The organism is Mycobacterium sp. 012931 (genome assembly GCF_000419295.1).
Classification (GTDB): domain Bacteria; phylum Actinomycetota; class Actinomycetes; order Mycobacteriales; family Mycobacteriaceae; genus Mycobacterium; species Mycobacterium marinum.
On record NZ_AOPX01000001.1, the window covers coordinates 295484 to 316329 of the forward strand.

The following is a 20846-nucleotide window of genomic DNA, read 5'->3' on the forward strand; positions in this document are numbered from 1 at the left end:
GTGGCGCAACGGTTTAAGTCTCGATACGAAGGAACGCGCGCAGCCGGTCCAGTACCAGATCCGGCCGCTGCTCGACGATCCAATGGCCCACCCCGTCGACGAACTCGACCTCGAAATCGCTGATGTGGTCCTCGTATCCGCGCAACAGCTGCGGGGTGAGCACCGGGTCGTCGGTGCCGTGTAACCAGCGCACCGGAACATCGACCCGAGCGTCGGCGTATTCGCCGCGCATCCAGGGCAACGCTTCCGAACTCTGGAACGTGCGATACCACCGCGAGCCCGCCACCGCGTGCCCCGGCTGGCGCATGCGTTCGACATACATGCGAACATCCTCGTCAGCAATGGTGAATCCCCCACCGACCCAAGACGTCAGCACCCGAAAGTAGCGAGCCTTGGGATCCGCGATCACCCGGGGGCCGATGACCGGCAGCAAGATGGGGATCTGATACCAAAACCGCCAGATGTCGCGCACCATGCCGAGATCGCGCGGGAACCACGTCGCCGCAGTGTTCATTCCGAAGAATCCGGTCACCTTGGCCGGGTAGCGCAGCATCATGATGAACGCCACCGGGCCACCCCAGTCGTGGGCGACGAGGCGCACCGAGGCGATGCCCAGCCGATCCAGCACACCCGCCAGATCGTCGGCCATCTCCTTTTTCGTGTAGCGCGAGCGCGGAGCCGAACTCCATCCGGCGCCACGCAAGTCGGGACACAACACCCGATACCCGTCCGCGGCCAGCGGACCGATCAGCTCGTGCCATTCCCACCAGTTCTCCGGAAAGCCGTGCACCAGCATCACCGCCGGGCCATCGGCGGGGCCGGCGTCTGCGACATGGATCGTGATGCCACCGTCGAGATCGACAAACCGGTGCTCGACACCGTCGAGGGCGGGAAGAGTGCTCATGTGTTGAGAAGGTAGTGGACGCGGCGGATCCCGGTCGGCTAACTGAGGAACCGCTTCAGGTAGGGCGCAAAGCGAGCCCGCAGACTCTCCTCGGTCAGCCCGAACATCTCGCAGGATGTCTGCACGGTGCCCAGCCGGCCTCGTTGGTGGCCCGCGAGGTAGCCGGCCGTTGCGGTGCGCGCCGAGTCGGTGAATGGCTCGCCGGCCAGCGCGTATATCCGCTCCGCGACGCCGACCTCGTCGGCCATGAAGTCGTCGAACCGAATATCGATCGAGCGCTCGGGACCGATGGTGTCGCGATCGCGCACGAGTGTGGCGAGCATCCGGTCGAGGCGATCGACCCAGTAGTGGGCGATCCGCTCGACCGGGACCGGCCAGCGGTGCATCCGGGCCGAGTAGGTGATCATCGCGAGCATCGACAACGCCACCGGCACCGGGTCACGGTGCGTGAACAACACGATGCTGCCCGGGAACACCCGATCCAGCACCGGAACCTGTTCCAGATGCTGGGGCGACTTGAGCAGCCAGCGCCGGCCGCCACGCAGGAATTGCATCGCCTTGAGCTGGGTAGCCAGGTATTGATAGTGCGGCGTCTGGTCGTGGGTCTGGTAGTAGTCGCGCCAGCGGGGCACGTGGCCAAGCGTTTCGAAGAGCATCGTCGAGAAGTCATTGGCCAGCAGTTGAATCTCTTCGTGGACGTGGTCGGCGGTCATCTCGTGCATCAGCGAAAAGTGCGGCATCACGGTGTTGATGACCCCGACCGCCACATCCATGCGGACCCGCCGCGGGTCCGGCTCCACCCCCGCCTCTTGGGGCAGGGGAAACGGCTCCACGCTCTCCCAGTACGGCATGGTCCGGAATGTGGTCGGCGCCGCGAGCATGTTGTGCAGGTGGGTGGTGCCGGTGCGGGGCAGACCAGCGATCACCACCGGCGGTTGCAGTTCGATGTCGTCGATCTCCGGATGCCGGTGGCGCAGGTCGCTCAACAACAGCCGGTTCTTCAGCAGCTGCAATAGCTGCCCATAGAAGTTGACCACTCCGGCCGGCTGCATCCCGTCGATCTCGGCCAGGGCGGCCAGATAGACGTCGAGCCTTTCCCGGTAGTCGCCTTCGCCGAAATCGTGCAGCCCGGTGTCGGCGCTGGCCTTTGCGTGCAGCGCGTCGGAATCCAACGAACAGTCCGGGGCGAGGGCGGCCATCATGTCGAGGATCTGCTGAGCCTCGACACTGAACTGAGGCCGGGACAGATCGTCGAGGCGCACGAGCGCGGCTTTCGTCATGGCAACTTATGTTACTCTGAGTTTCGTAATGGTAGCTGATTTTGGCCGGCCTCGTGACCCGCGCATCGACGGCGCCGTGCTGCGCGCGACGGTCGAGCTGCTCGCCGAAACCGGATACGCCGGGCTGCTGGTCTCCGCCATCGCCAAACGCGCCGGCACCAGCAAGCCCGCGATCTACCGGCGCTGGCCCAGCAAGGCGCACCTGGTGCATGAGGCGGTGTTCCCGATCGACGCCGCCACCGCAGTCCCCGATACCGGATCACCGGTCGACGATCTACGCGAAATGGTGCGGCGCACGACGGCCGTGCTGAGCACCCCGGCCGCGAAGGCGGCCCTGCCGGGGCTGATCGGCGAGATGGCCGCCGACCCAACGCTGCATTCCGCGCTGCTGGTGCGATTCGGCGAGATCTTCGGGCATGGGCTCACCACCTGGCTGGACAATGCCGCGGCCAGGGGCCAGGTCCGGGCCGATGTCACCGCACCCGAACTGGCCGAGGCGATCGCCGGCATCGTCCTGATCGGTCTGCTGACCCGCCCGGGCGAACTCGAGCCCGGCGTCGGGGACGCCTCGATCGACCGCACGACGACGTTGCTGCTGAAAGGAATCCGGAAAGGAACCCCGCAATGACATACGAGTCGACCGCCGCGTGGCAGGAGCTGCTGGACATCCTGCGCACTCTGGACAGCTCGTTCCTCGAGGGAGAGCGCGCCGTCACCGACGACCGTCACGTCGCCGACGGCTACCGCATGCTCGCCACCACGCTGGGCGTCGCCTTCGACGCCTACCTCTTTCCCGAGCCCGGTCGGCCCCAGTTCGTCGCGGTGAACACGCCGTTTCGCCGCGACCGCAGATGGGGCGGCGACAACACCGACGCCTACTACTTCATGTGCCCGGTCGACCCCGATCGCCGCTACCGCATCAGCGGCAACAAGGGCGACAGCGTGTACTTCTCGGTGACGGCCTACAACGAACCAGCACCGGGCGCGTGGTCAGACCGGATCGTTGCGATCGTTCGCGATAGCGATCTCGACGTCGACGCCGACGGCAACTTCTCCTTCGAACTGGGCCCCACCCCCGACGCGGCGGTGTTGATGACCCGCGACTACCAGGCCAACCCACTGACCGGGCGCCCGATCACCTGGCACATCGAGGCGCTCGACGAGCCCGACCCGATCCGACATGCAGATCCGCAGACCGCTGCCGGCCTGCGGTCGGTTGCGACCTGGTTGCGCACCATGTTCGCCATCATGCCGCTGCCCGTTGGGACACGGGACCAGGACTTGCCAGACGAACACGCGCTTGGGCACAACACCGCCCACGCCGCGAACCAGTTCGCCGACCCCTACCAGGTGCCCGACGCCAACTTCGGCTGGTCGGCACGCGACGCGTGCTACTGCTACGGCAGTTTTGTGCTCGACGACGACGAGGCGCTGGTCATCACGCACCGACCGCCGTCGTGCCGGTTCTGGAACCTGGTGGTGTGGAACCAGTTCATGGCCACCTGTGGCGCCGCCGATGCCCGGTGCTCGGTCAACGGCCACAGCGCCATCGCCAACAGCGATGGCTCGGTGACCGTGGTGCTCTCCCGCGGGGTCACCACACACCCGAACTCGCTGACCACGCTGGACTATCCCCGCGGCAATCTCGCCTTCCGCTGGTTTCTCGCCGACGGCGTGCCGGCGCGGCCGGAGGTGAAGCTGGTGAAGCTCGCCGATGCCCCGACCGAGGTGGCTTGAATCACCCGACCGCACGGACCAACTCGATGGCCCGGCCCAGCGTGGAAAGCTTGGCGTCCATCGTGTCGCCCGCGGGATAGAGCCGCACCGTGTTCACCCCCGCGTCGCGCCACGCCACCAGCCGGGACCGGACCATCTCCTCGGTCCCGATCAGCGTGGTGGCCAGCACCATCTCGTCGGTGACCAGCCTGGCCGCCCCTTCCGGTCGCCCCGTTGCCAGCGCTCGCGTACCGCGGCCGCGACCTCCGACCAGCCCTGCCTGCTGTAGGCCTGGTTGTAGTAGTTGGTGCTCGCCGACCCCATCCCGCCCAAGCTGAATGCGAGTTCCGTCTTGCGCGCCGCGACCATGTCCCGCAGCTCTTCGACACCGGATGCGAACGCCACTTCAGCGCCCTGGCAGAAGTCGATGTCGGCTCGGCTGCGACCAGCAGCGGCCAGCCCGGCATCCAGGTGCGTGAAATACGCGTCACCGGCGCCTTCGGGAACGAAGCTGGTACCCAGCCAACCGTCGGCAATCCGGCCGGTCAGCCGCAACATGGCCGGCGACAACGCGGCCAGGTAGATCGGAATGTCGTACTCGGGACGAGTCGACAATCGCATGGGCCGTGCCTCCCCGCCCCGGCGGGGAATCTGAAACTCACTGCCGGAGTAGCTGACTTTGCCGCCCGCGAACACCTGCCGCACGATCTCGACCGTTTCCTTGAGCCGAGCCAGCGGCCGGTCGAACGCGACACCGTGTAGACCTTCAATCACTTGTGGGCCGGATGCCCCCAACCCGAGTAGAAAACGGCCGCACGACAGATTGGACAGGGTGATCGCCGTTTGCGCGACCAGCACCGGGGATCGGGTACCAACCTGCAGCACCCCCGAACCGAGCTGCATCCGTTCGGTCCGGGCCGCTATGTAGCCCAGCGCGGATGGCGCATCGCTGCCCCACGCTTCGGCCACCCAGCAGGTGTGTAGGCCGAGCTTTTCGGCCTCGACGACGAAGTCGACCGTGTCCTTGCCGTCCTTGCCGCCGGACAGCTCGACCGTCGTCGCCGTACGCATCAACGCACTCCGTGCTCAGCCAACCTCTTGATCGCGGCCAGGGTCTTGTCGATCGCCGCCTCGAACTCCCGCAGTCGCACGAAGACGATCTTTTCTTCCTTGTCCGGCATCGCATCGATGGCGTTGGACAATCCCGAGCGCCCTGGCCCGATCTGCGTCCGGTAAGTCAGGTTGGTGCCACCGTCGCGGGGGACCAGACGAAACCGCCACACCGCGGCCGGATAGTCGGGTTCACCGACGGCCCAAGCGAATTCGCGGGGCGGATCACATCGGACAACTTGGGATGTACTGGTCCATTGCCCGAACGCCTCGTGTTGGTTGTGTCCGATGAACCGGGCGCCGACGCGTGGTTCGCTGACGCCGCCAACCCACTCCACGGCCTGCAGCTCGTTGCTGAGCGTCGGCATCAGCGCGATGTCGGAAATGAGGCTCCAGACCCGTTCGGGCTCGGCGTCAATCCACGTCGAGGCCTCCACGGTCGGCCTGTCCGCATAGCGTGCGCCCGTCCACTCCACGGATCCCATTGTCCTCCAGCGGGAACGTGCAATAGACGTGAGCGTCGCCACCACGGCCGCTCGACGGGGATTTCAGCCCTGCGGGTTCGCCGGCGATGCACGCAACGATCTGCGAGAACTCATCTGGCGTTAGGCAATTCCGCTGCCGGTGACCACGCTTGGGCCCAACGTACCGGTTTGGTCACGATTGGGGGAGCACATCGACAGCTCGCCGATGTCCACTTTCTGGACAAGGCTTGGTGCGGGTGCCGGCGTCGTCGGTAGCCACCGACACGGTGCTAGGCCAACGCGTGCGCTTCCTGTCGATCGGAGCCACGGAATGCCAGTTTGACGATCTTGCGAACAACCGTGCCGAACTGGCGCAGCAGCGGGCCCCGGTTGTAAGGAATGCCGTAGCGTTCGCAGATCTCCTGCACCTCGGGGGCAATCTCGGCGTACCGGCGGGCCGGGATGTCGGGGAACAGATGGTGCTCGATCTGGTGGGACAGGTTGCCCGACAGCAGGTGGAAGGTCTTGCCGCCGGTCAGATTGGCCGAGCCCAGCACCTGGCGGAAATACCACTGCCCCCGAGACTCGTTCTGGGTTTCTTCGACGCTGAACTCCTGGGTGCCGTCGGGGAAGTGGCCGCAGAAGATGATCATGTACGACCACACGTTGCGCATCAGGTTCGCCGTGAGATTTCCGGCGAAAACGAACGGCGCAAACGGCCCGGCCAGCAGCGGGAAGGCGACGTAGTCCTTGAGGGTCTGACGTCTGGTCTTTTTCCAGATCTCCGTCAAGGTCTCACGCTTGTCGCGGAGCGTGATCTCGCCGGAGCGAATGCGCTCGGTCTCCAGTTCGTGCAGCGCGACGCCGTACTGGAACAGCACCATCAACAGGAACGCGTAGACGGGGTTGCCCAAATAGTACGGCTGCCAGGGCTGGTCTTCGCTCATCCGGATGATGCCGTAACCGATATCGCGGTCCATTCCCACGATATTGGTGTGGGTGTGGTGCATGTAGTTGTGCGAATGCCGCCATTGATCGGCGGGGCAGGCGGTGTCCCACTCGAAGGAGCGCCCGGAAATCGCGGGGTCACGCATCCAGTCGTACTGGCCGTGCATGACATTGTGGCCAATCTCCATGTTGTCCAGGATCTTTGACAAGCCCAGCATTGCGGTGCCCGCCAGCCAGGCCGGTGGCAGTATGCCGGCGAACAGCAGTGCGCGTCCACCGACTTCCAGCGCCCGCTGAGCCTTGATGACGCGGCGGATGTAGTCGGCGTCCGCTTCGCCGAGGTCAGCGATCACGCGTTCCTTGATGGCGTCGAGTTCGCGGCCGAATGCCTCGGCTTGTTCGGGCGTCAGGGCGAAATTTGCGCGGGTTGCGGTTTCTGCAATGGTTGCGATGTTGTTGTTTCCCATGGGTTTCCCCTCCCAAGGTTGATGTGGATTGATGGCTAGAGCGATAGGTCGACGTCACCGACCGGAACCGATACACAGATCTGGACGTCCTCGTCCGGAGCGACCGATACCGCACCGGTGACCAGGTTGCGCACCGTGCCGGAGGTCTTGCGCCTCGTGCAGGTGTGGCAGATGCCCATCCGGCAGCCGTTTTCCGGTGCCAGTCCGGCCGATTCGGCCTGTTCGAGCAGCGAGCGGCCGTCGTCGACGACGTCAATGCCGCTGTCTGCGAACCTCACCCGGCCGCCGGATGGTTGCGCGGGCGCTTCGATCGGCGCCGGCACGAAGCTTTCGGTGAACACGTTTTCACAGTTCTCCCGCACGGCGTCCACCAAAGTGGTGGGACCGCAAACGAACACCGCGTCCGGGGCGTCCATCGCGGCGGCCAGGTGATCCGGGCCGAATCGGCCGACGAGGTCGCCGCCACCCGATTGGGTGTAGCCGTGCAGGACCCGCACCCCGGGCAGTGCGGCCAGCTCGGCGCGATAGCAGGCCTCGGCGGGATTGCGCGCGTAGTGGATGAAGGCGATCTCGGCACCGTGAATGTGCAGATGGTGCTGGGCAACCAGGGTGCGCAGCATCGCCAGCACGGGCGTGATGCCGCTGCCGCCGGAGACGAAGAGGATGCGGCGCGGCCGGCGCTGCGGCAGCACGAAGTCGCCGCCGACACCGGCCAGGCCCACCACCATGCCGCGACGGGCATGGTCATAGAGATAGGTCGATACCAGCCCGCCGTCGTGGCGACCGATGGTCAGCTCGAGAGTCTCGCTGCCTTCGGCGTTGGCCGGCGAATAGCACCGGGTGTGACGTCGGCCGTCGATATCGACGGTGAGGTTGACGTACTGACCGGCCAGGGGGCCGGTACCCGCCGCCATGGCCGAGCGGAACGTGTCATTGGGGGCCAGCGTTAGGGTGACGCTGCGCGGCGTGGTGCGCCGCACGTCGATGAGCTTGGCGCGGGCCTCGCCCAGCGTCCACGTCGGCTCCACCAACTCGGTGTATCGATCGATTCCGTGCGGACCGGTGAGCAGGTCGACCAGGCCGGAACCCAGGACCCGCTTTGCCAGAGTTTGGGTCAAAGTTTGAGTGAACATATGTACACGGTGTGACGTGACGACGCTGGTCGTCAAGGTTTTTCCGCAGCTCTGTGGTAGGGTTCACATAGTGAATGAACGTACTCCTAGCTCACGCCCGCACCGATCGGGCCGCTCCCGGGACAGCCCGTCACGCGAGGAGCGCAAGGAGGCCACCCGGCGTGCCATCATCGCCGCCGCCCTCAAGCTGGTGCATGATCGCAGCTTCAGCGCGCTGAGTCTGCGTGAAGTCACGCGCGAAGCCGGAATCGTGCCAGCCGCGTTCTACCGCCACTTCGAATCGATGGAAGCCCTGGGCTTGGTTCTCATCGACGAGTCGTTCCGAACGCTGCGCGACACCCTGCGCGGCGCGCGGGCGGGCCGCCTGGACCCGAACCGGGTGATCGAATCGTCCGTCGAGATCCTGATAGGCAGCGTTGCCGAACGCCGCGAGCACTGGCGATTCATCGTGCGCGAGCGCTCCACCGGCCTATCGGTGCTGCGCTACGCCATCCGTACCGAGATCCGGCTGATCACCTCGGAACTGGCCACCGACCTGGCGCGGTTTCCCGGGCTCAATGAGTGGAGCACCGAAGACCTCAACATCTTGGCGACGCTGTTCGTCAACGCCATGATTGTCACGGCCGAGGCGATCGAGGACGCGCAGAGCTCCGAGGCGCTCGAGGAGATCCGTAGGATCGCGGTCAAACAGCTGCGGATGGTCGCAATCGGTGTCGCCGGCTGGAAAAGCAGGCCCTGAGTCCGTTTCGGGCTGATGCCGCTTGATCACCCAGGCCCCGAACCGCGTTCGGGCGGCTATCGATTGAGGTGCGCGCTGGCCCCTCGGCAAACGAGCACTGCGCCAGATTCAAGCCGCTATAGTTCTACGCGTGGCTCTGGCCGCGACTCGCAAGTTGGTGCGCGATCCTCAGCTGCGCAGACTAATGGCGGTATGCGCCACCTTTCTCACCAGTAATTCCGCGCACGGCGTGCTGCTCACCGTCTTCGCCTTCTCGGTGGGCGGTGCCGCCACCGTCGGCGTGGTGACCCTGGTCCGGATGCTGCCCAGCGCACTTCTGGCGCCGCTGGCGGCAACGCTGGCCACCAGTCCACGCCCCCAGGTACACCTGGCAATCGGGGTTGGCGCCCGCGGGATGACAACGATCGCCACCGTCATCGTGGTGGTGTCCGGGGCGCCGCTCGGTGTCGTCTTGGTGGTGCTGGGCGTCGACTCGCTGATGTCGGCGGCCGTGCGCTCCCTGCATGCCGCGCTGGTGGTGCGTCTGGCCACCAGCGTGGCCGAGGCGGCAACCGCCAACGCGGCGACCGGGGTTCTTCTCTATGCCAGCGCCCTGGCCGGGCCGGCGCTGGCCGGGGTGATGCTGGCCTTCGTCGGCGTCGGCTGGGCCTTGACCCTGCCGGCGGCGCTCTTCGTCGTCGGCGCCCTGACGGCGCTACGGATCACCGTGGCGCCCATCGATGACATGCCCGATACCGGCGGTGCCCGGCCATCCGGCGGTGTCGCGCGCGTCCAGCTCAGGGCGGTCGGAGCCGGGTTTCGCGCGATCATCGAAAGCCGTCCGGCCGCCGCAGCGGCGACCCTGTTCCTTCTCACCATGACGCTGCTCGACGGCTTCTGGTACGTCGCGAGCGCGCCGTTGGCCGCAGACCAATTTGGGCTCGGCCCAAGCGGTGTCACGACGATCATGACCATCTACGGCGTCGGCGGCCTGCTCGGTGCGGTGGCAATGCTGTCGATCGCGGGACGGGGCGGGCTGGCCCGCATGTTCACCTTGGCCCGGCTCAGCGAGGCGCTCCTGCTCGCGGCGATCGGTGCGGCCAGTCTGCCCGCATTGGGCCTGGTGCTGGCCGCCGGCGTGGGTGGTGGAAGCGCGGCCTCGTGGGCCATCGCACCGACGCTTGTTCAGCGCAACGTCAACAGAGCCTCGATGGTGACCGCGGCGGCCAGTCTGCAGAGCGTGTCACGGCTGGCGATCGCCGCGGGTGCGGGGATCGCGGCGGTGCTGGTCGGCTCGTTGGGGCTGACCGGCGCCCTGGCCATCGTCAGTGGTGCCGCGGCGCTCATCACGGTGCTGGCCTGGCCACAGGTGCGCCGCGCCGACAAGCTCAGCGACGACGACAGCGCCAAGCTTGCGGTGATCCGGGCCACCCCGGTGCTGGCCCCGCTGCCCGCACTTGCTCTCGAGCAGCTCGCGCGCACGGCGACGCGGATGGCCGTGCCTGCGGGCTCCGACGTGATCCGCCAGGGCGACCGAGGCGACCGGTTCTACATGATCGCCAACGGCCTGGCCGACGCCACCGTCAACGGTCGCCGGGTGGCCACCCTTGGTCCCGGCGGGTCGTTCGGGGAGATCGCCTTGCTGCACGACGTGGCGCGCTCGGCCACCGTGACAGCGCGAAAGGACCTCGACCTGGTCGCGGTGGATCGTGCCGAGTTCCTCGCCGCGCTGTCCAGCAACACGGCAGCCGGTCTGCGGCTGGGCGGGCTCGCCCGGACCCGGCTGGGCACCGTGCCCGTCGAGGAGCGCCTCATCGAACTCGGCCCGGATCCCGCACTGAACAGCCAGTCGCTGTCTGAGCTGCTCGCCGCGCAGCCGGCGCTGGCGGGCATCGGCGACGGCGCGCTGCGCGAACTCGCCGACACCGCCAAGGTGCTGGCGGCCCCGACGGTGCGCTGATCACCTGCGAGGGCGACCACGGCGATACCTACTACGTGATCCTCGAGGGCGCCGCCCAGGTCCTCGACGACGACACCGCGGTGCACCACCTCGGCCCCGGCGAGGGCTTCGGCGAGCAGGCGATCCTGCGCGACGTCCCGCGTACGGCGACCGTGCGAGCGGTGGGCGACACCACCCTGGTGGCCGTGGATCGCGAGGCGTTTCAGCGCGCGCGGCGTTGACACCGGCCGCAGCGACGGTGCCGTGACTGGGCCGGCTTACCGCGGGTCACGCCACATCGGCCAGATCGACGGACCACCGTGCGGCAGCGCGATCTCACCGGTAACGGTGAAACCGAAACGCTGGTAATAGGGCACATTTTCGGGCTTGCTCGACTCGAGGTAGGCCGGGCAGTACTCGGCGTCGCAGCGGTCCAGCCGCGACCGCAGCAGCGCCTGACCGAAACCCTGTCCGCGAACCGTCGGGTCGCTGCCGATGGCGGCCAGATACCAGTGTGGTTCTTCGGGGTGTGCGCGCTTCATCGCCGACTGCACGGCACGTCCCACCCCCGTTCGGAACCCGAACACCCGAAGCAAGGCCGGGGTCATCGCCAGTTCCCCGAGCCGTGTCTCGCGCCATTGGTTCGGCGGATCCCACAATGCCGCCGCGCCGATAACCGGTCCGTCGCAGGCCACCTCAACGCCACCGCGGGCCAGATGGTGGTGGCGTGTCATGGCCGCGAACAACCGGCACAATTGCGTGGTCCGGGCCCGGTCACCGGGAAACAGCCACGTCATCACGGGTTCGTCGTAGAAAGCCCAGGCCATGGTTCGGGACAGCTCACGGATATCGGCCTTCTGCGCCGGACGCGCCTGTGGGGTCATCTCAGCGAGGGTATCTGGGACCGCCATGGCATCGCCGGGTCACCGCACCGCCGGGCGGCCCGATCCCGCCTGATACCCAGCAGCTCCACCGCGCCCTTACGATGGGGTGGCTCCATCATCGATGCCGGTGCGGCGCTGCGCCGGGGAACGGTTGGCCTACGGTGTGGGACTTCGAAACAGACCCCGAATACCAGGCGAAGCTGGACTGGGTCCAAGAGTTCATGGTCAACGAACTCGAACCACTGGATCTGGTAGCTCTCGATCCCTATGACAAGAAGAACCCCGAGATGATGGCCGTCCTTCGGCCGTTGCAGCAGCAGGTGAAGAACCAGGGGCTCTGGGCCGCTCACCTGCGACCGGAACTCGGCGGGCAGGGGTTTGGCCAAGTCAAGCTTGCGCTGCTGAACGAAATCCTCGGACGCTCGCGCTGGGCGCCCTCGGTGTTCGGTTGTCAGGCACCAGACTCGGGTAACGCCGAGATCCTGGCGCTGTTCGGCACCGAGGACCAGAAGGCCCGCGACCTGCAACCGCTGCTGGACGGCGAAATCACCTCCTGCTACTCGATGACAGAACCTCAGGGAGGTTCGGATCCAGGGTCGTTCGTCACGGCCGCCACCCGCGACGGAGACAGCTGGATCATCAACGGGGAGAAGTGGTTTTCCACCAACGCCAAGCACGCCTCGTTCTTCATCGTGATGGCCGTGACCAACCCGCAGGCCCGCACCTACGAGAAGATGTCGCTGTTCATCGTCCCTGCGGAGACACCCGGCATCGAGATCGTCCGCAACGTCGGCGTCGGGACCGAGTCGAGCAAGCACGCCAGCCACGGCTACGTCCGCTACCACGATGTTCGGGTGCCGGCCGATCATGTGCTCGGCGGTGAAGGCCAGGCGTTCATGACCGCGCAGACGCGACTCGGCGGCGGTCGCATTCACCACGCGATGCGCACAATTGCATTGGCACGACGAGCCTTTGACATGATGTGCGAACGCGCCGTATCCAGGCAGACCAGACACGGCCGGCTTTCCGACTTGCAGATGACGCAGGAGAAGGTCGCCGACAGCTGGATCCAAATCGAGCAGTTCCGGCTACTGGTGCTGCGCACGGCGTGGCTGATCGACAAGCACCACGACTATCAGAAGGTGCGTCGCGACATCGCGGCGGTGAAGGTCGCAATGCCACAGGTGCTGCACGACGTGGTGCAGCGCGCCATGCACCTGCACGGCGCGCTCGGCGTTTCCGACGAGATGCCGTTCGTCAAGATGATGGTGGCCGCCGAATCGCTGGGCATCGCCGACGGCGCCACCGAACTGCACAAGATGACGGTGGCACGCCGGACACTGCGCCAATACGAGCCTGTTGCAACGCCGTTCCCGTCACAGCACATACCCACCCGGCGAGCGGCGGCCGAAGCGCGGCTGGCCGAGCGCCTGGAACACAGCATCGCGGAGTTCTGACACCGGACGCCGGCCGCTGGGCGTCCGGATGCCGAAAAGTGGTGCGGCGAATGGATTCTCACGGCTCCCGCCCCGACCGGTCAGGTGACGTACCGGACGACGCTTTCTGCCACACAGGCCGGCTTACCGGACCCTTCGACCTCGACGGTCGTGGCAACCGTCGCCTGGACCGCGCCGTTGCCGACGTCTTCAACACCGACCAGCGAACTCTGGGCGCGCACCCTGGAACCGACCGGCACCGGGGCGGGGAATCGAACCTTGTTGAGCCCGTAGTTGATTGCCAGCTTTATGCCCTTGACCGTGTACATCTCGTGCTGCAGGCGAGGTAACAGCGACAGGGTCATGAAGCCATGTGCGATGGTGGTGCCGAATGGCCCTTTGGCCGCTCTTTCCGGGTCGACATGGATCCACTGATGATCGCCCGTCGCATCGGCAAACAGGTTGACGTCTTCCTGCGTGATCGTCACCCAGTCGCTTTGCCCGATGGTTTCACCCGCAGCGGCAGCGAGGTCGGCGACGGATTCGAAGGTGCGCATGGCTGTCTCCTCTGCTCGTGGGTAAGCATAGATGTTGTGAAGCTACTGCTGATCGCCGATACGCACGTCCCCAAGCGTGCCCGCGACCTACCCGACCAGGTATGGAAGCAAGTCGCCCGGGCAGACGTGGTGATCCACGCGGGCGACTGGGTAACCGTCGAGTTGCTCGACGAACTGCAGAGCAGGGCGGCCCGGCTGGTGGCCTGCTGGGGGAACAACGACGGACCCGATCTGCGCAGCCGGTTACCGGAGCGGGCGGACGTCGTGCTGGCGGGTCTGCGCTTCACCGTCGTTCACGAGACCGGCGCGGCGGGCGGTCGCGAGGCCCGGATGTCTCGGCTCTATCCCGATAGCGACGTACTGGTGTTCGGTCACAGTCATATCCCGTGGGACACCACAACCAGCACCGGTTTACGGCTGCTGAATCCGGGGTCTCCCACCGATCGTCGCCGAGCTCCCCATTGCACTTACATGACCGCGACAATCGAAAGCGGCGCGCTTGCCGGGGTCACCCTGCACAACATCGAAAAGTAGCCGCTTCCATCGCACATATTCTTCAAATAGCAACGACTACAATGGTTTTGAGTTGCGCGACAAAGTCACTCGCAAGTGTCGACGACAGGCAATGACCACCCGAAACATCGCGCATTCGCGTTACCGAATTACGAAGCAAATAGTGCATCGCGGCCGAATTCTTCAAGTTTTCAACACCAATCTGAGCATCAATCGTTATCGTGTCGAAACGACTCGGCGCCGATTCTCAATCGTTAGATAACCGCGACATTCTTCTCCGGCCGCGACAGACGAATTGGGCCGCGGCCCTGTGTTTCACTCGCCCAGACAGATTTGACCGTGCCGTGCGGCAGATGAAAGTTGGGTAGGAGCTATGAAGTTCGTTGAGAAGTTGCGTGGCGCAGCGGCCGGCGCTCCGCGCCGGCTGACCATCGCGGCCATAGGGGCTGCCCTGTTGTCCGGACTTGTTGGGGCCGTGGGTGGCGCGGCGACCGCCGGGGCATTTTCCAGGCCGGGTCTGCCGGTGGAATACCTGCAGATTCCGTCGGCTGCGATGGGCCGCGACATCAAGGTTCAGTTCCAGGGCGGTGGAGCGCACTCGGTCTACCTGCTCGATGGGCTACGGGCGCAGGACGACTACAACGGTTGGGACATCAACACTCCCGCCTTCGAGGAGTACTACAACTCCGGGTTGTCGGTGGTGATGCCCGTCGGCGGCCAGTCCAGTTTCTACAGCGACTGGTACCAGCCCTCTCAGGGCAACGGTCAGGGCTACACCTACAAGTGGGAGACCTTCCTGACCCGGGAGATGCCCGCCTGGTTGCAGGCCAACAAGGGCGTCTCGCCAACCGGCAATGCGGCGGTGGGCCTTTCGATGTCGGGCGGTTCGGCGCTTGTTCTGGCTGCCTACTACCCCCAGCAGTTCCCCTACGCCGCGTCCTTGTCGGGATTCCTGAACCCCTCCGAGGGCTGGTGGCCGACGCTGATCGGTCTGGCGATGAACGACTCGGGCGGCTACAACGCCAACAGCATGTGGGGCCCGTCCACTGACCCGGCCTGGAAGCGCAATGACCCGATGGTCCAGATTCCGCGCTTGGTCGCCAACAACACCCGCATCTGGGTCTACTGCGGCAATGGCACCCCCAGCGACCTCGGTGGCGACAACATGCCGGCGAAGTTCCTGGAAGGCCTGACACTGCGCACCAACCAGACCTTCCGGGACACCTACCTGGCCTCGGGTGGGCGCAACGGGGTGTTCAACTTCCCGGCCAATGGCACTCACTCGTGGCCCTACTGGAACCAGCAGCTGGTTGCCATGAAGGGCGACATCCTCAAGGTGCTCAACGGGCCTGCCGTCCCGGCGGCTCCGGCTGCCCCGGAGGCTCCCGCCGCCCCGGTCGCTCCGGCCGCCTGAGGGGCTCGCTAGCTCCAAAACCTGCATCGGCAGCAGCGCAACGGCCAGCGCTGCTGCCGATGCTTTTTTGGTGGCGCGGCTACTTCAACAGGGCCCGACGGTCGGAGTGGAAATAGGTGAAGCCGGTTGTCAGCGCACACACCGTTGAGGCGACCGCGAGCATCTGGGTTCCGCTGACCACCAAGCTGATGGTCCCACCCACGGTGGCGCCGAGAATGAAGCTGGCAAGCAACATGAAGTAGCCGAGCCAGTCCGCCGCCTGTCCGCCGGCGATATGGCGTTCGATGCCCTGCCCCATCTTGACCAACGTCCCGGTCACGTAACTCAACGGCACCGACACCTCGCCGTCCTTGACGAACGACGTGTTCAGCGAACCCACACCGAAGACCACGAGCATGATCGGCAGGAAGTCCAGCTGGCTGCCTTCCCATCCACCGATGACGATGTCCAGGGCCGTCGCGGCGACCAGGCTGAAGGTGGTCAGCACGGTCGGGCCGTGCGGGTGATCCACCCAGAAGTGCCGTTTGCACACCGATGCAACCACGACTCCCACCAGGAAACACACCAGGAGCAGCCCCGCCGTGACCGAAAGCCACACGTCGTCCCGAAAGTAGCCCAGCACAGCGCGTTGGGCGTTTCCCGTCATGAATGTCACGAAGTAGCCGGCAGAGTGGGTGAAAGCGGTTGCACCCAGCACGCCGGCCAGCACCGCCAGCACCCAGGACAGTCGCGCCTCGCTGTCGAAAATGTCACTCCTCACCCAGCCATGCTGTCAGACCCGTTCGACGACCGCAGAAATCAGCAGGCCAGACCATGCCCGTTCGGGCGCGCCACAGTCACCGGCCGGGCGCCGGCGGCCGGTGCGCCCGCCGACCTAGGTGGCGGTGAGCCGCGCGATCGAGCGCAGCGGGATCGGCAGCCAGCCGGGCCGGTGCCGCGACTCATAGCCGGCCTCATAGACGGCCTTGTCGAGTTCGTAGGCGGCCAGCAGCAGCTCCGAATCCCGCGGATCGTTTCCCGAGGCGGCCGCATAGCCTTCGCAGAACGCGGTGCGGTTGCGGGTGATCCATTCCCGGGCGCGAGCCGCCAGCTGCTTATCGTCGGCGTGGTCGACCAGCGGCCCATAGGCGGCGTACTCGAACGAGCGCAAGACCCCCGCGACGTCGCGCAGCGGCGAATCGGGGGCCCGCCGCTCCCGCAGCGGCTGCCCCGGTTCGCCTTCGAAGTCGATCAGCACCCAGCTCTCCGGCGTGCGCAGAACCTGCCCCAGATGCAGATCCCCATGCACGCGCTGAACGCTGATCGTCTCGTCGACCAGCTTGACGAACCGTTCTTCGATGGTGCCGGCGTACTGCTGCAGTTCGGGCACCGCCGCAGCGGTCGACGACAACCGCGCCAGCACGTGGTCCACCGGGAAGGTGGCCTGTGCCGTCCCCAGCTGCTCGGCCAGGGTCGCGTGCACCGACGCGACCGCTTCACCGAGCCGGCGGGACTCGCCGGCAAAGTCGCCGCCGACTTCGTGTGCGTACAGGTCGCCCTCGGCGAACAGGTCACGGACGCTGGCGGTGGCCATCGCCCAGCCTTCGGCCGCGTTGGCCGCGTAGGCGGTTGCCATGCCCAGCGGGCACGCGGCCTCCGGGGGCTCGCCGGGGATGCCGATTTCGTAGGTGCCCAGCAGCCGCGCCACGTGCGGATTGTGCGCCCGGCCCAGCACCCGGTTGAGTTCGATGTCGGGATTGATCCCGCTGCTCACCCGGCGGAAGACCTTCAGGATCGCGGCCTGCCCGCGGTCGAATATCACGCTGGTATTGCTTTGTTCGGCGTCAGAGACCCGCGGGTAGGCATCCAGCGGCAGCTCGACATCGGGCTCGCGAGCGAAGCTGACCTGCCCGTCGGACGAACTTCGCACGGCCGACGAGTCGATCAGCGAGAGCAGAACCTGCGGCGCCACCGGGTCATAGAGGGCGTCGAAGCCGGTGTGGTCGTCGGCGGAGCCGATGGTGGCCAGCGTGCTGAATTCCGAGACCGGCCCGGCATCCCAGCGCACCAGCACCTGGTAGCGCTCCGCGGAGCCGTCCGTGTAGCTGACATCCACCAGCACCAGGTCCAGATCATCGCGCAGCGCCACCACCGCACCCGGTTCGGCGGCGGCCAGTTCGCGGTTGCGTCCGGCGTACCAGCGTTGCTGCGGGAGCCATTCCGACCAGGGCAGCTTGGCTGCAAGCGTGGCTGGCGAGTTCATTTAGCGCCGCTCCTTCTCATTGCTTGGTCCCCCGCAAGCGGGCGGTGCCCCCAGTGCATCGTCACCGGCGCGGTCATCGTTCCTCCTCGGATGCGGACAGCTGAAACCAGTAGAACCCGCGCCCCGGAAGGGTGAGCAGGTAAGGCAGGTGCCCGATTTTGGGAAATTCCACTTGCCCGGTCAGCTCGACGGGCGTGTAGCTGTTCCACTGCTGCAGGTTGAGCTCGATGGGCTGCGGGAAGCGCGACAAGTTGTTCACACACAGCACGACGTCCCCGTCTTCGCCGGCCGGTCCCGGGGCCTCGCGCACGTAGGCCAGGATCGACGGGTTGGAGCCGCCCAGCTCCTGGAACGTGCCGACGGCGAACGCGTTGTGGCGGCGTCGTACCGCCAGCATGGTGCGGGTCCAGTTCAACAGCGATGTCGAGGTGTCCCGTTGCGCCTCGACGTTGACCGCCTGATACCCGTAAACGGAGTCCTGGCTTGGGGGCAGGTACAGCCGGCCCGGGTTGGCGGTGGAGAAACCGGCGTTGCGGTCCGGGGTCCACTGCATCGGAGTCCGCACCCCGTCGCGATCCCCCAACCAGATGACGTCGCCCATGCCGATTTCGTCGCCGTAGTAGAGCACCGGCGAGCCGGGCAGCGAGAGCAGCAGCGCATTGAACAGCTGGATCTGGTTGCGGTCATTCTCCAGCAACGGCGCCAGCCGGCGGCGGATCCCGACGTTCGCTTTCATCCGCGGGTCCTTGGCGTACTCCGCGTACATGTAGTCGCGTTCTTCGTCGGTGACCATTTCCAGCGTCAACTCGTCATGGTTGCGCAAGAAGATTCCCCACTGTGCCATATCGGGGATGGGCGGGGTCTTTGCCAGAATCTCCGAGATCGGAAACCGCGATTCGCGGCGGACCGCCATGAAGATGCGCGGCATCAGCGGGAAGTGAAAGGCCATATGGCATTCGTCGCCACCGGTGCTGGCCTCACCGAAGTACTCGACGACGTCGGCCGGCCACTGATTGGCCTCGGCCAGCAACACCCGGCCCGGGAATTCGTCGTCCACCACCTTGCGGACGCGCTTGAGGAAGGCGTGCGTCTCGGGCAGGTTCTCGCAGTTGGTTCCCTCCCGCTCGAACAGGTAGGGAACGGCGTCCAACCGGAATCCGTCGATCCCCAGGCCCAGCCAGAACCGCAGGACGTCGATCATCGCCTCTTGCACGGCCGGGTTGTCATAGTTCAGGTCCGGCTGATGGGAGAAAAACCGGTGCCAGTAGAACTGGCGGCGCACGGGATCGAAAGTCCAGTTGGACTCTTCGGTGTCCACGAAAATGATCCGGGCGTCGGTGTATTTCTCGCTGCTGTCGCTCCAGACGTAGTAGTCCCCGTAGGGGCCGTCGGGGTCGTGCCGAGACTCCTGAAACCACGGGTGCGATTCCGAGGTGTGGTTCATCACCAGGTCGGTGATCACCCGGATGCCGCGCCGGTGGGCCGCGTCTACCAGGGCAACGAAGTCGCCGACGGTGCCGAACTCCGGCAAGACCTTGTAGAAGTCCCGGATGTCATAGCCGCCGTCACGCAGGGGCGAATCGTAGAACGGGGGCAACCAGATGCAATCGATACCCAGCCACTGCAGATAGTCCAGGCGCTGCATCAGGCCGCGCAGATCGCCGGAACCGTCGGCGGTGCCGTCGTAGAACGCCCGGACCAGTACCTCGTAGAAGACCGCGTGTTTGAACCAGGTTGGGTCGGCGGGCAACGCGGCCGCGTTGCCGAAATCCTTGGCATCGGGGTGTTCGACCACACCTCCCTCGACGTGGCTGCCCTCGGCTGGATTGTGCTCGATGGTGTTGGTTGCCTCGTTCATCAATTCCACGATGCCACGGGTACCCGAGGCGCAACCATAAGAATCACGCCAAGATCGATGCGCGCAATCACGCCCGGTGCCATGCGAATTGGCTGACCGACGCGAAGAAGCCGCAGCGAGATCAGGCGGGCGGGCCCTCGGCAAGCGTCACGTTTTCGGTGCGCTGCCCACCCGAACTGGATGTCCAGCTGATCGAGACGATGTCGCCAGGGTGGTGCCCGTTGAGCGCATCCGACATCGCGGTCGCCGAGTTGATCGGGGCGCCGCCGAGTGCGGTGATGATGTCGCCGGTGGAGATGCCGACCACCGCCGCCGGAGCGCTGCCAACCACGCGCGCAACCTTGGCCCCGGTGCCGTTGTTGTCGACGACACCCAGACCGAGGAAGGCGGTGGGCCCGATGTGCACCGTGGGCGACCCGCCGCCGGAGCGGATCTGTCCGGCGATGCCCATCGCCTGTCCGATCGGGATGGCGAAGCCCGTTCCGCCACCGGACATCTGGAAGTTGTCGGAGGCGGCGGTGTTCATGCCGACCACCTGACCCATGTTGTTGACGATCGGCCCGCCGGAGTCACCGGGGGCGATCGCGGCGTCCACCTGAATCAACCCGTTGAGCGTCTCTTCGGCGCCGGTCAGCGCGTCGGATGCCTCGACGGTCTGGTCCAGTGCGACCACGCGTCCGGGCACCGCGCGGGGCGTACCGCCCTGCCCGCCGGTGTTGCCCATCGCCACGATCGGCTCACCAACGGAGACGCCGCCGCCGATCGCGGCGGCGGGAAGGCCACCCGCGCCGCGCATCTGCAGCACCGCGACGTCGCGGGTGCGGTCGTAACCGACCACGTCGACGCCGTAGGTGCGGCCGTCACCGACACTGAAGACGGAGATGTCGGTGGCGCCCGAGATCACGTGGTTGTTGGTCAGCACGACGCCGGCGGGATCGATGATGATGCCCGTTCCGGCCCCGACCGCGTTGTTGTAGCCGAGCTTGGTGTTGACGTTGACGACCTGCGGGCCGACCTGCGCGACCATCGCCGAGGGGTCAAGCGGCAGTGTCGGGAAGTCGGCGAACCGATCCAGCGCCAGGTTCGACGGCGCCGCGTGCGCCGGCGCCGGCACGGTGGCCAGGCCCAGTCCCAGCACGGCCAGTACCGCCACTAGCCATGACCACCTCGGTGAGTGGTGGCGCAATTTACTCATCCCGCATCCTCCTGCGTCGGGGTAAGAATCAGAGAATTGTCCCAGCCTTCAGGTCCGGGCAGCAAAAC

18 protein-coding genes and 2 pseudogenes are annotated in these 20846 nt (G+C 66.2%); 8 read left to right on the plus strand and 12 right to left on the minus strand.

Translation table 11 applies throughout. From position 1 onward, the window contains the following. Nucleotides 1–13: 13 nt before the first annotated feature. The gene (locus tag MMSP_RS01260; protein WP_020785143.1) at nt 14–904 is read right to left on the minus strand and encodes an alpha/beta fold hydrolase; all 891 of its coding nucleotides are present in this window, start codon (nt 902–904) and stop codon (nt 14–16) included. A gap of 38 nt (nt 905–942) precedes the next feature. Beyond that, the gene (locus MMSP_RS01265) at nt 943–2184 is read right to left on the minus strand and encodes a sulfotransferase (protein WP_036425942.1); all 1242 of its coding nucleotides are present in this window, start codon (nt 2182–2184) and stop codon (nt 943–945) included. 28 nt (nt 2185–2212) lie between these two features. Here MMSP_RS01265 and MMSP_RS01270 point away from each other — a divergent pair, with 28 nt between their 5' ends. Beyond that, on the plus strand, nt 2213–2812 hold the full coding sequence (locus MMSP_RS01270; RefSeq protein ID WP_020785145.1) for a TetR/AcrR family transcriptional regulator: 600 nt from the start codon (nt 2213–2215) through the stop codon (nt 2810–2812). Further along, the gene (locus MMSP_RS01275; RefSeq protein ID WP_020785146.1) at nt 2809–3921 is read left to right on the plus strand and encodes a DUF1214 domain-containing protein; all 1113 of its coding nucleotides are present in this window, start codon (nt 2809–2811) and stop codon (nt 3919–3921) included. The genes MMSP_RS01270 and MMSP_RS01275 overlap by 4 nt, the downstream gene beginning before the upstream one ends. A gap of 1 nt (nt 3922) precedes the next feature. Here the strand turns inward: MMSP_RS01275 and MMSP_RS01280 are convergent. The 4 genes and pseudogenes from MMSP_RS01280 to MMSP_RS01295 all read right to left on the minus strand — a co-directional run bounded on the left by MMSP_RS01280 (nt 3923) and on the right by MMSP_RS01295 (nt 8022). Then, a pseudogene (locus tag MMSP_RS01280) lies at nt 3923–4971 on the minus strand (LLM class flavin-dependent oxidoreductase). After that, nucleotides 4971–5495, minus strand: coding sequence for an SRPBCC family protein (locus tag MMSP_RS01285; protein ID WP_011742291.1), 525 nt, complete (start codon nt 5493–5495; stop codon nt 4971–4973). The pseudogene MMSP_RS01280 and the gene MMSP_RS01285 overlap by 1 nt, the downstream one beginning before the upstream one ends. Before the next feature lie 269 nt (nt 5496–5764). Then, nucleotides 5765–6889, minus strand: coding sequence for an acyl-CoA desaturase (locus tag MMSP_RS01290; RefSeq protein ID WP_020785149.1), 1125 nt, complete (start codon nt 6887–6889; stop codon nt 5765–5767). 35 nt (nt 6890–6924) lie between these two features. After that, nucleotides 6925–8022, minus strand: coding sequence for a flavin reductase family protein (locus MMSP_RS01295; RefSeq protein ID WP_015354122.1), 1098 nt, complete (start codon nt 8020–8022; stop codon nt 6925–6927). Between the two features lie 70 nt (nt 8023–8092). Here MMSP_RS01295 and MMSP_RS01300 point away from each other — a divergent pair, with 70 nt between their 5' ends. From MMSP_RS01300 to MMSP_RS27800, 3 genes are all read left to right on the plus strand, one after another. Then, nucleotides 8093–8761, plus strand: coding sequence for a TetR family transcriptional regulator (locus tag MMSP_RS01300; RefSeq protein ID WP_012392318.1), 669 nt, complete (start codon nt 8093–8095; stop codon nt 8759–8761). Nucleotides 8762–8891: 130 nt separating this feature from the next. Continuing rightward, nucleotides 8892–10700, plus strand: a complete 1809-nt coding sequence (locus MMSP_RS01305) for a cyclic nucleotide-binding domain-containing protein (RefSeq protein WP_020785150.1) — start codon at nt 8892–8894, stop codon at nt 10698–10700. A 35-nt stretch (nt 10701–10735) separates the two neighbouring features. Further along, complete coding sequence (locus MMSP_RS27800; RefSeq protein ID WP_020785151.1) at nt 10736–10921, plus strand: cyclic nucleotide-binding domain-containing protein; 186 nt, start codon at nt 10736–10738, stop codon at nt 10919–10921. Nucleotides 10922–10957: 36 nt separating this feature from the next. On the opposite strand, the gene MMSP_RS01310 is transcribed toward MMSP_RS27800, so the two are convergent. Then, nucleotides 10958–11563, minus strand: a complete 606-nt coding sequence (locus MMSP_RS01310; protein ID WP_036426995.1) for a GNAT family N-acetyltransferase — start codon at nt 11561–11563, stop codon at nt 10958–10960. 161 nt (nt 11564–11724) lie between these two features. Here MMSP_RS01310 and MMSP_RS01315 point away from each other — a divergent pair, with 161 nt between their 5' ends. Then, nucleotides 11725–13020 carry an acyl-CoA dehydrogenase family protein gene (locus tag MMSP_RS01315; RefSeq protein ID WP_020785153.1) on the plus strand — a complete coding sequence of 432 codons (1296 nt, stop codon included), beginning with the start codon at nt 11725–11727 and terminating at the stop codon, nt 13018–13020. A gap of 80 nt (nt 13021–13100) precedes the next feature. Here MMSP_RS01315 and MMSP_RS01320 read toward each other — a convergent pair whose 3' ends face one another. Then, nucleotides 13101–13556 carry a MaoC family dehydratase gene (locus MMSP_RS01320; protein ID WP_012392314.1) on the minus strand — a complete coding sequence of 152 codons (456 nt, stop codon included), beginning with the start codon at nt 13554–13556 and terminating at the stop codon, nt 13101–13103. A gap of 36 nt (nt 13557–13592) precedes the next feature. Between MMSP_RS01320 and MMSP_RS01325 the strand changes: the two genes are divergently transcribed. Further along, complete coding sequence (locus MMSP_RS01325) at nt 13593–14090, plus strand: metallophosphoesterase (protein WP_012392313.1); 498 nt, start codon at nt 13593–13595, stop codon at nt 14088–14090. A gap of 352 nt (nt 14091–14442) precedes the next feature. Next, nucleotides 14443–15483, plus strand: a complete 1041-nt coding sequence (gene ag85C / locus MMSP_RS01330) for a diacylglycerol acyltransferase/mycolyltransferase Ag85C (RefSeq protein ID WP_020785155.1) — start codon at nt 14443–14445, stop codon at nt 15481–15483. Nucleotides 15484–15562: 79 nt separating this feature from the next. Here the strand turns inward: ag85C and MMSP_RS01335 are convergent, their stop codons facing one another. The 4 genes and pseudogenes from MMSP_RS01335 to MMSP_RS01350 all read right to left on the minus strand — a co-directional run bounded on the left by MMSP_RS01335 (nt 15563) and on the right by MMSP_RS01350 (nt 20778). Further along, nucleotides 15563–16243 (minus strand): YoaK family protein, encoded by a 681-nt coding sequence (locus tag MMSP_RS01335; protein WP_020785156.1) that lies wholly within the window; start codon nt 16241–16243, stop codon nt 15563–15565. 114 nt (nt 16244–16357) lie between these two features. Then, nucleotides 16358–17725: a phosphotransferase gene (locus MMSP_RS01340; RefSeq protein WP_012392311.1), complete on the minus strand. Its 1368-nt coding sequence runs from the start codon at nt 17723–17725 to the stop codon at nt 16358–16360. Then, nucleotides 17726–19583: pseudogene (gene treS / locus MMSP_RS01345) on the minus strand (maltose alpha-D-glucosyltransferase). A gap of 121 nt (nt 19584–19704) precedes the next feature. Continuing rightward, nucleotides 19705–20778, minus strand: a complete 1074-nt coding sequence (locus MMSP_RS01350; RefSeq protein ID WP_015354116.1) for a S1C family serine protease — start codon at nt 20776–20778, stop codon at nt 19705–19707. Nucleotides 20779–20846: the final 68 nt, after the last annotated feature.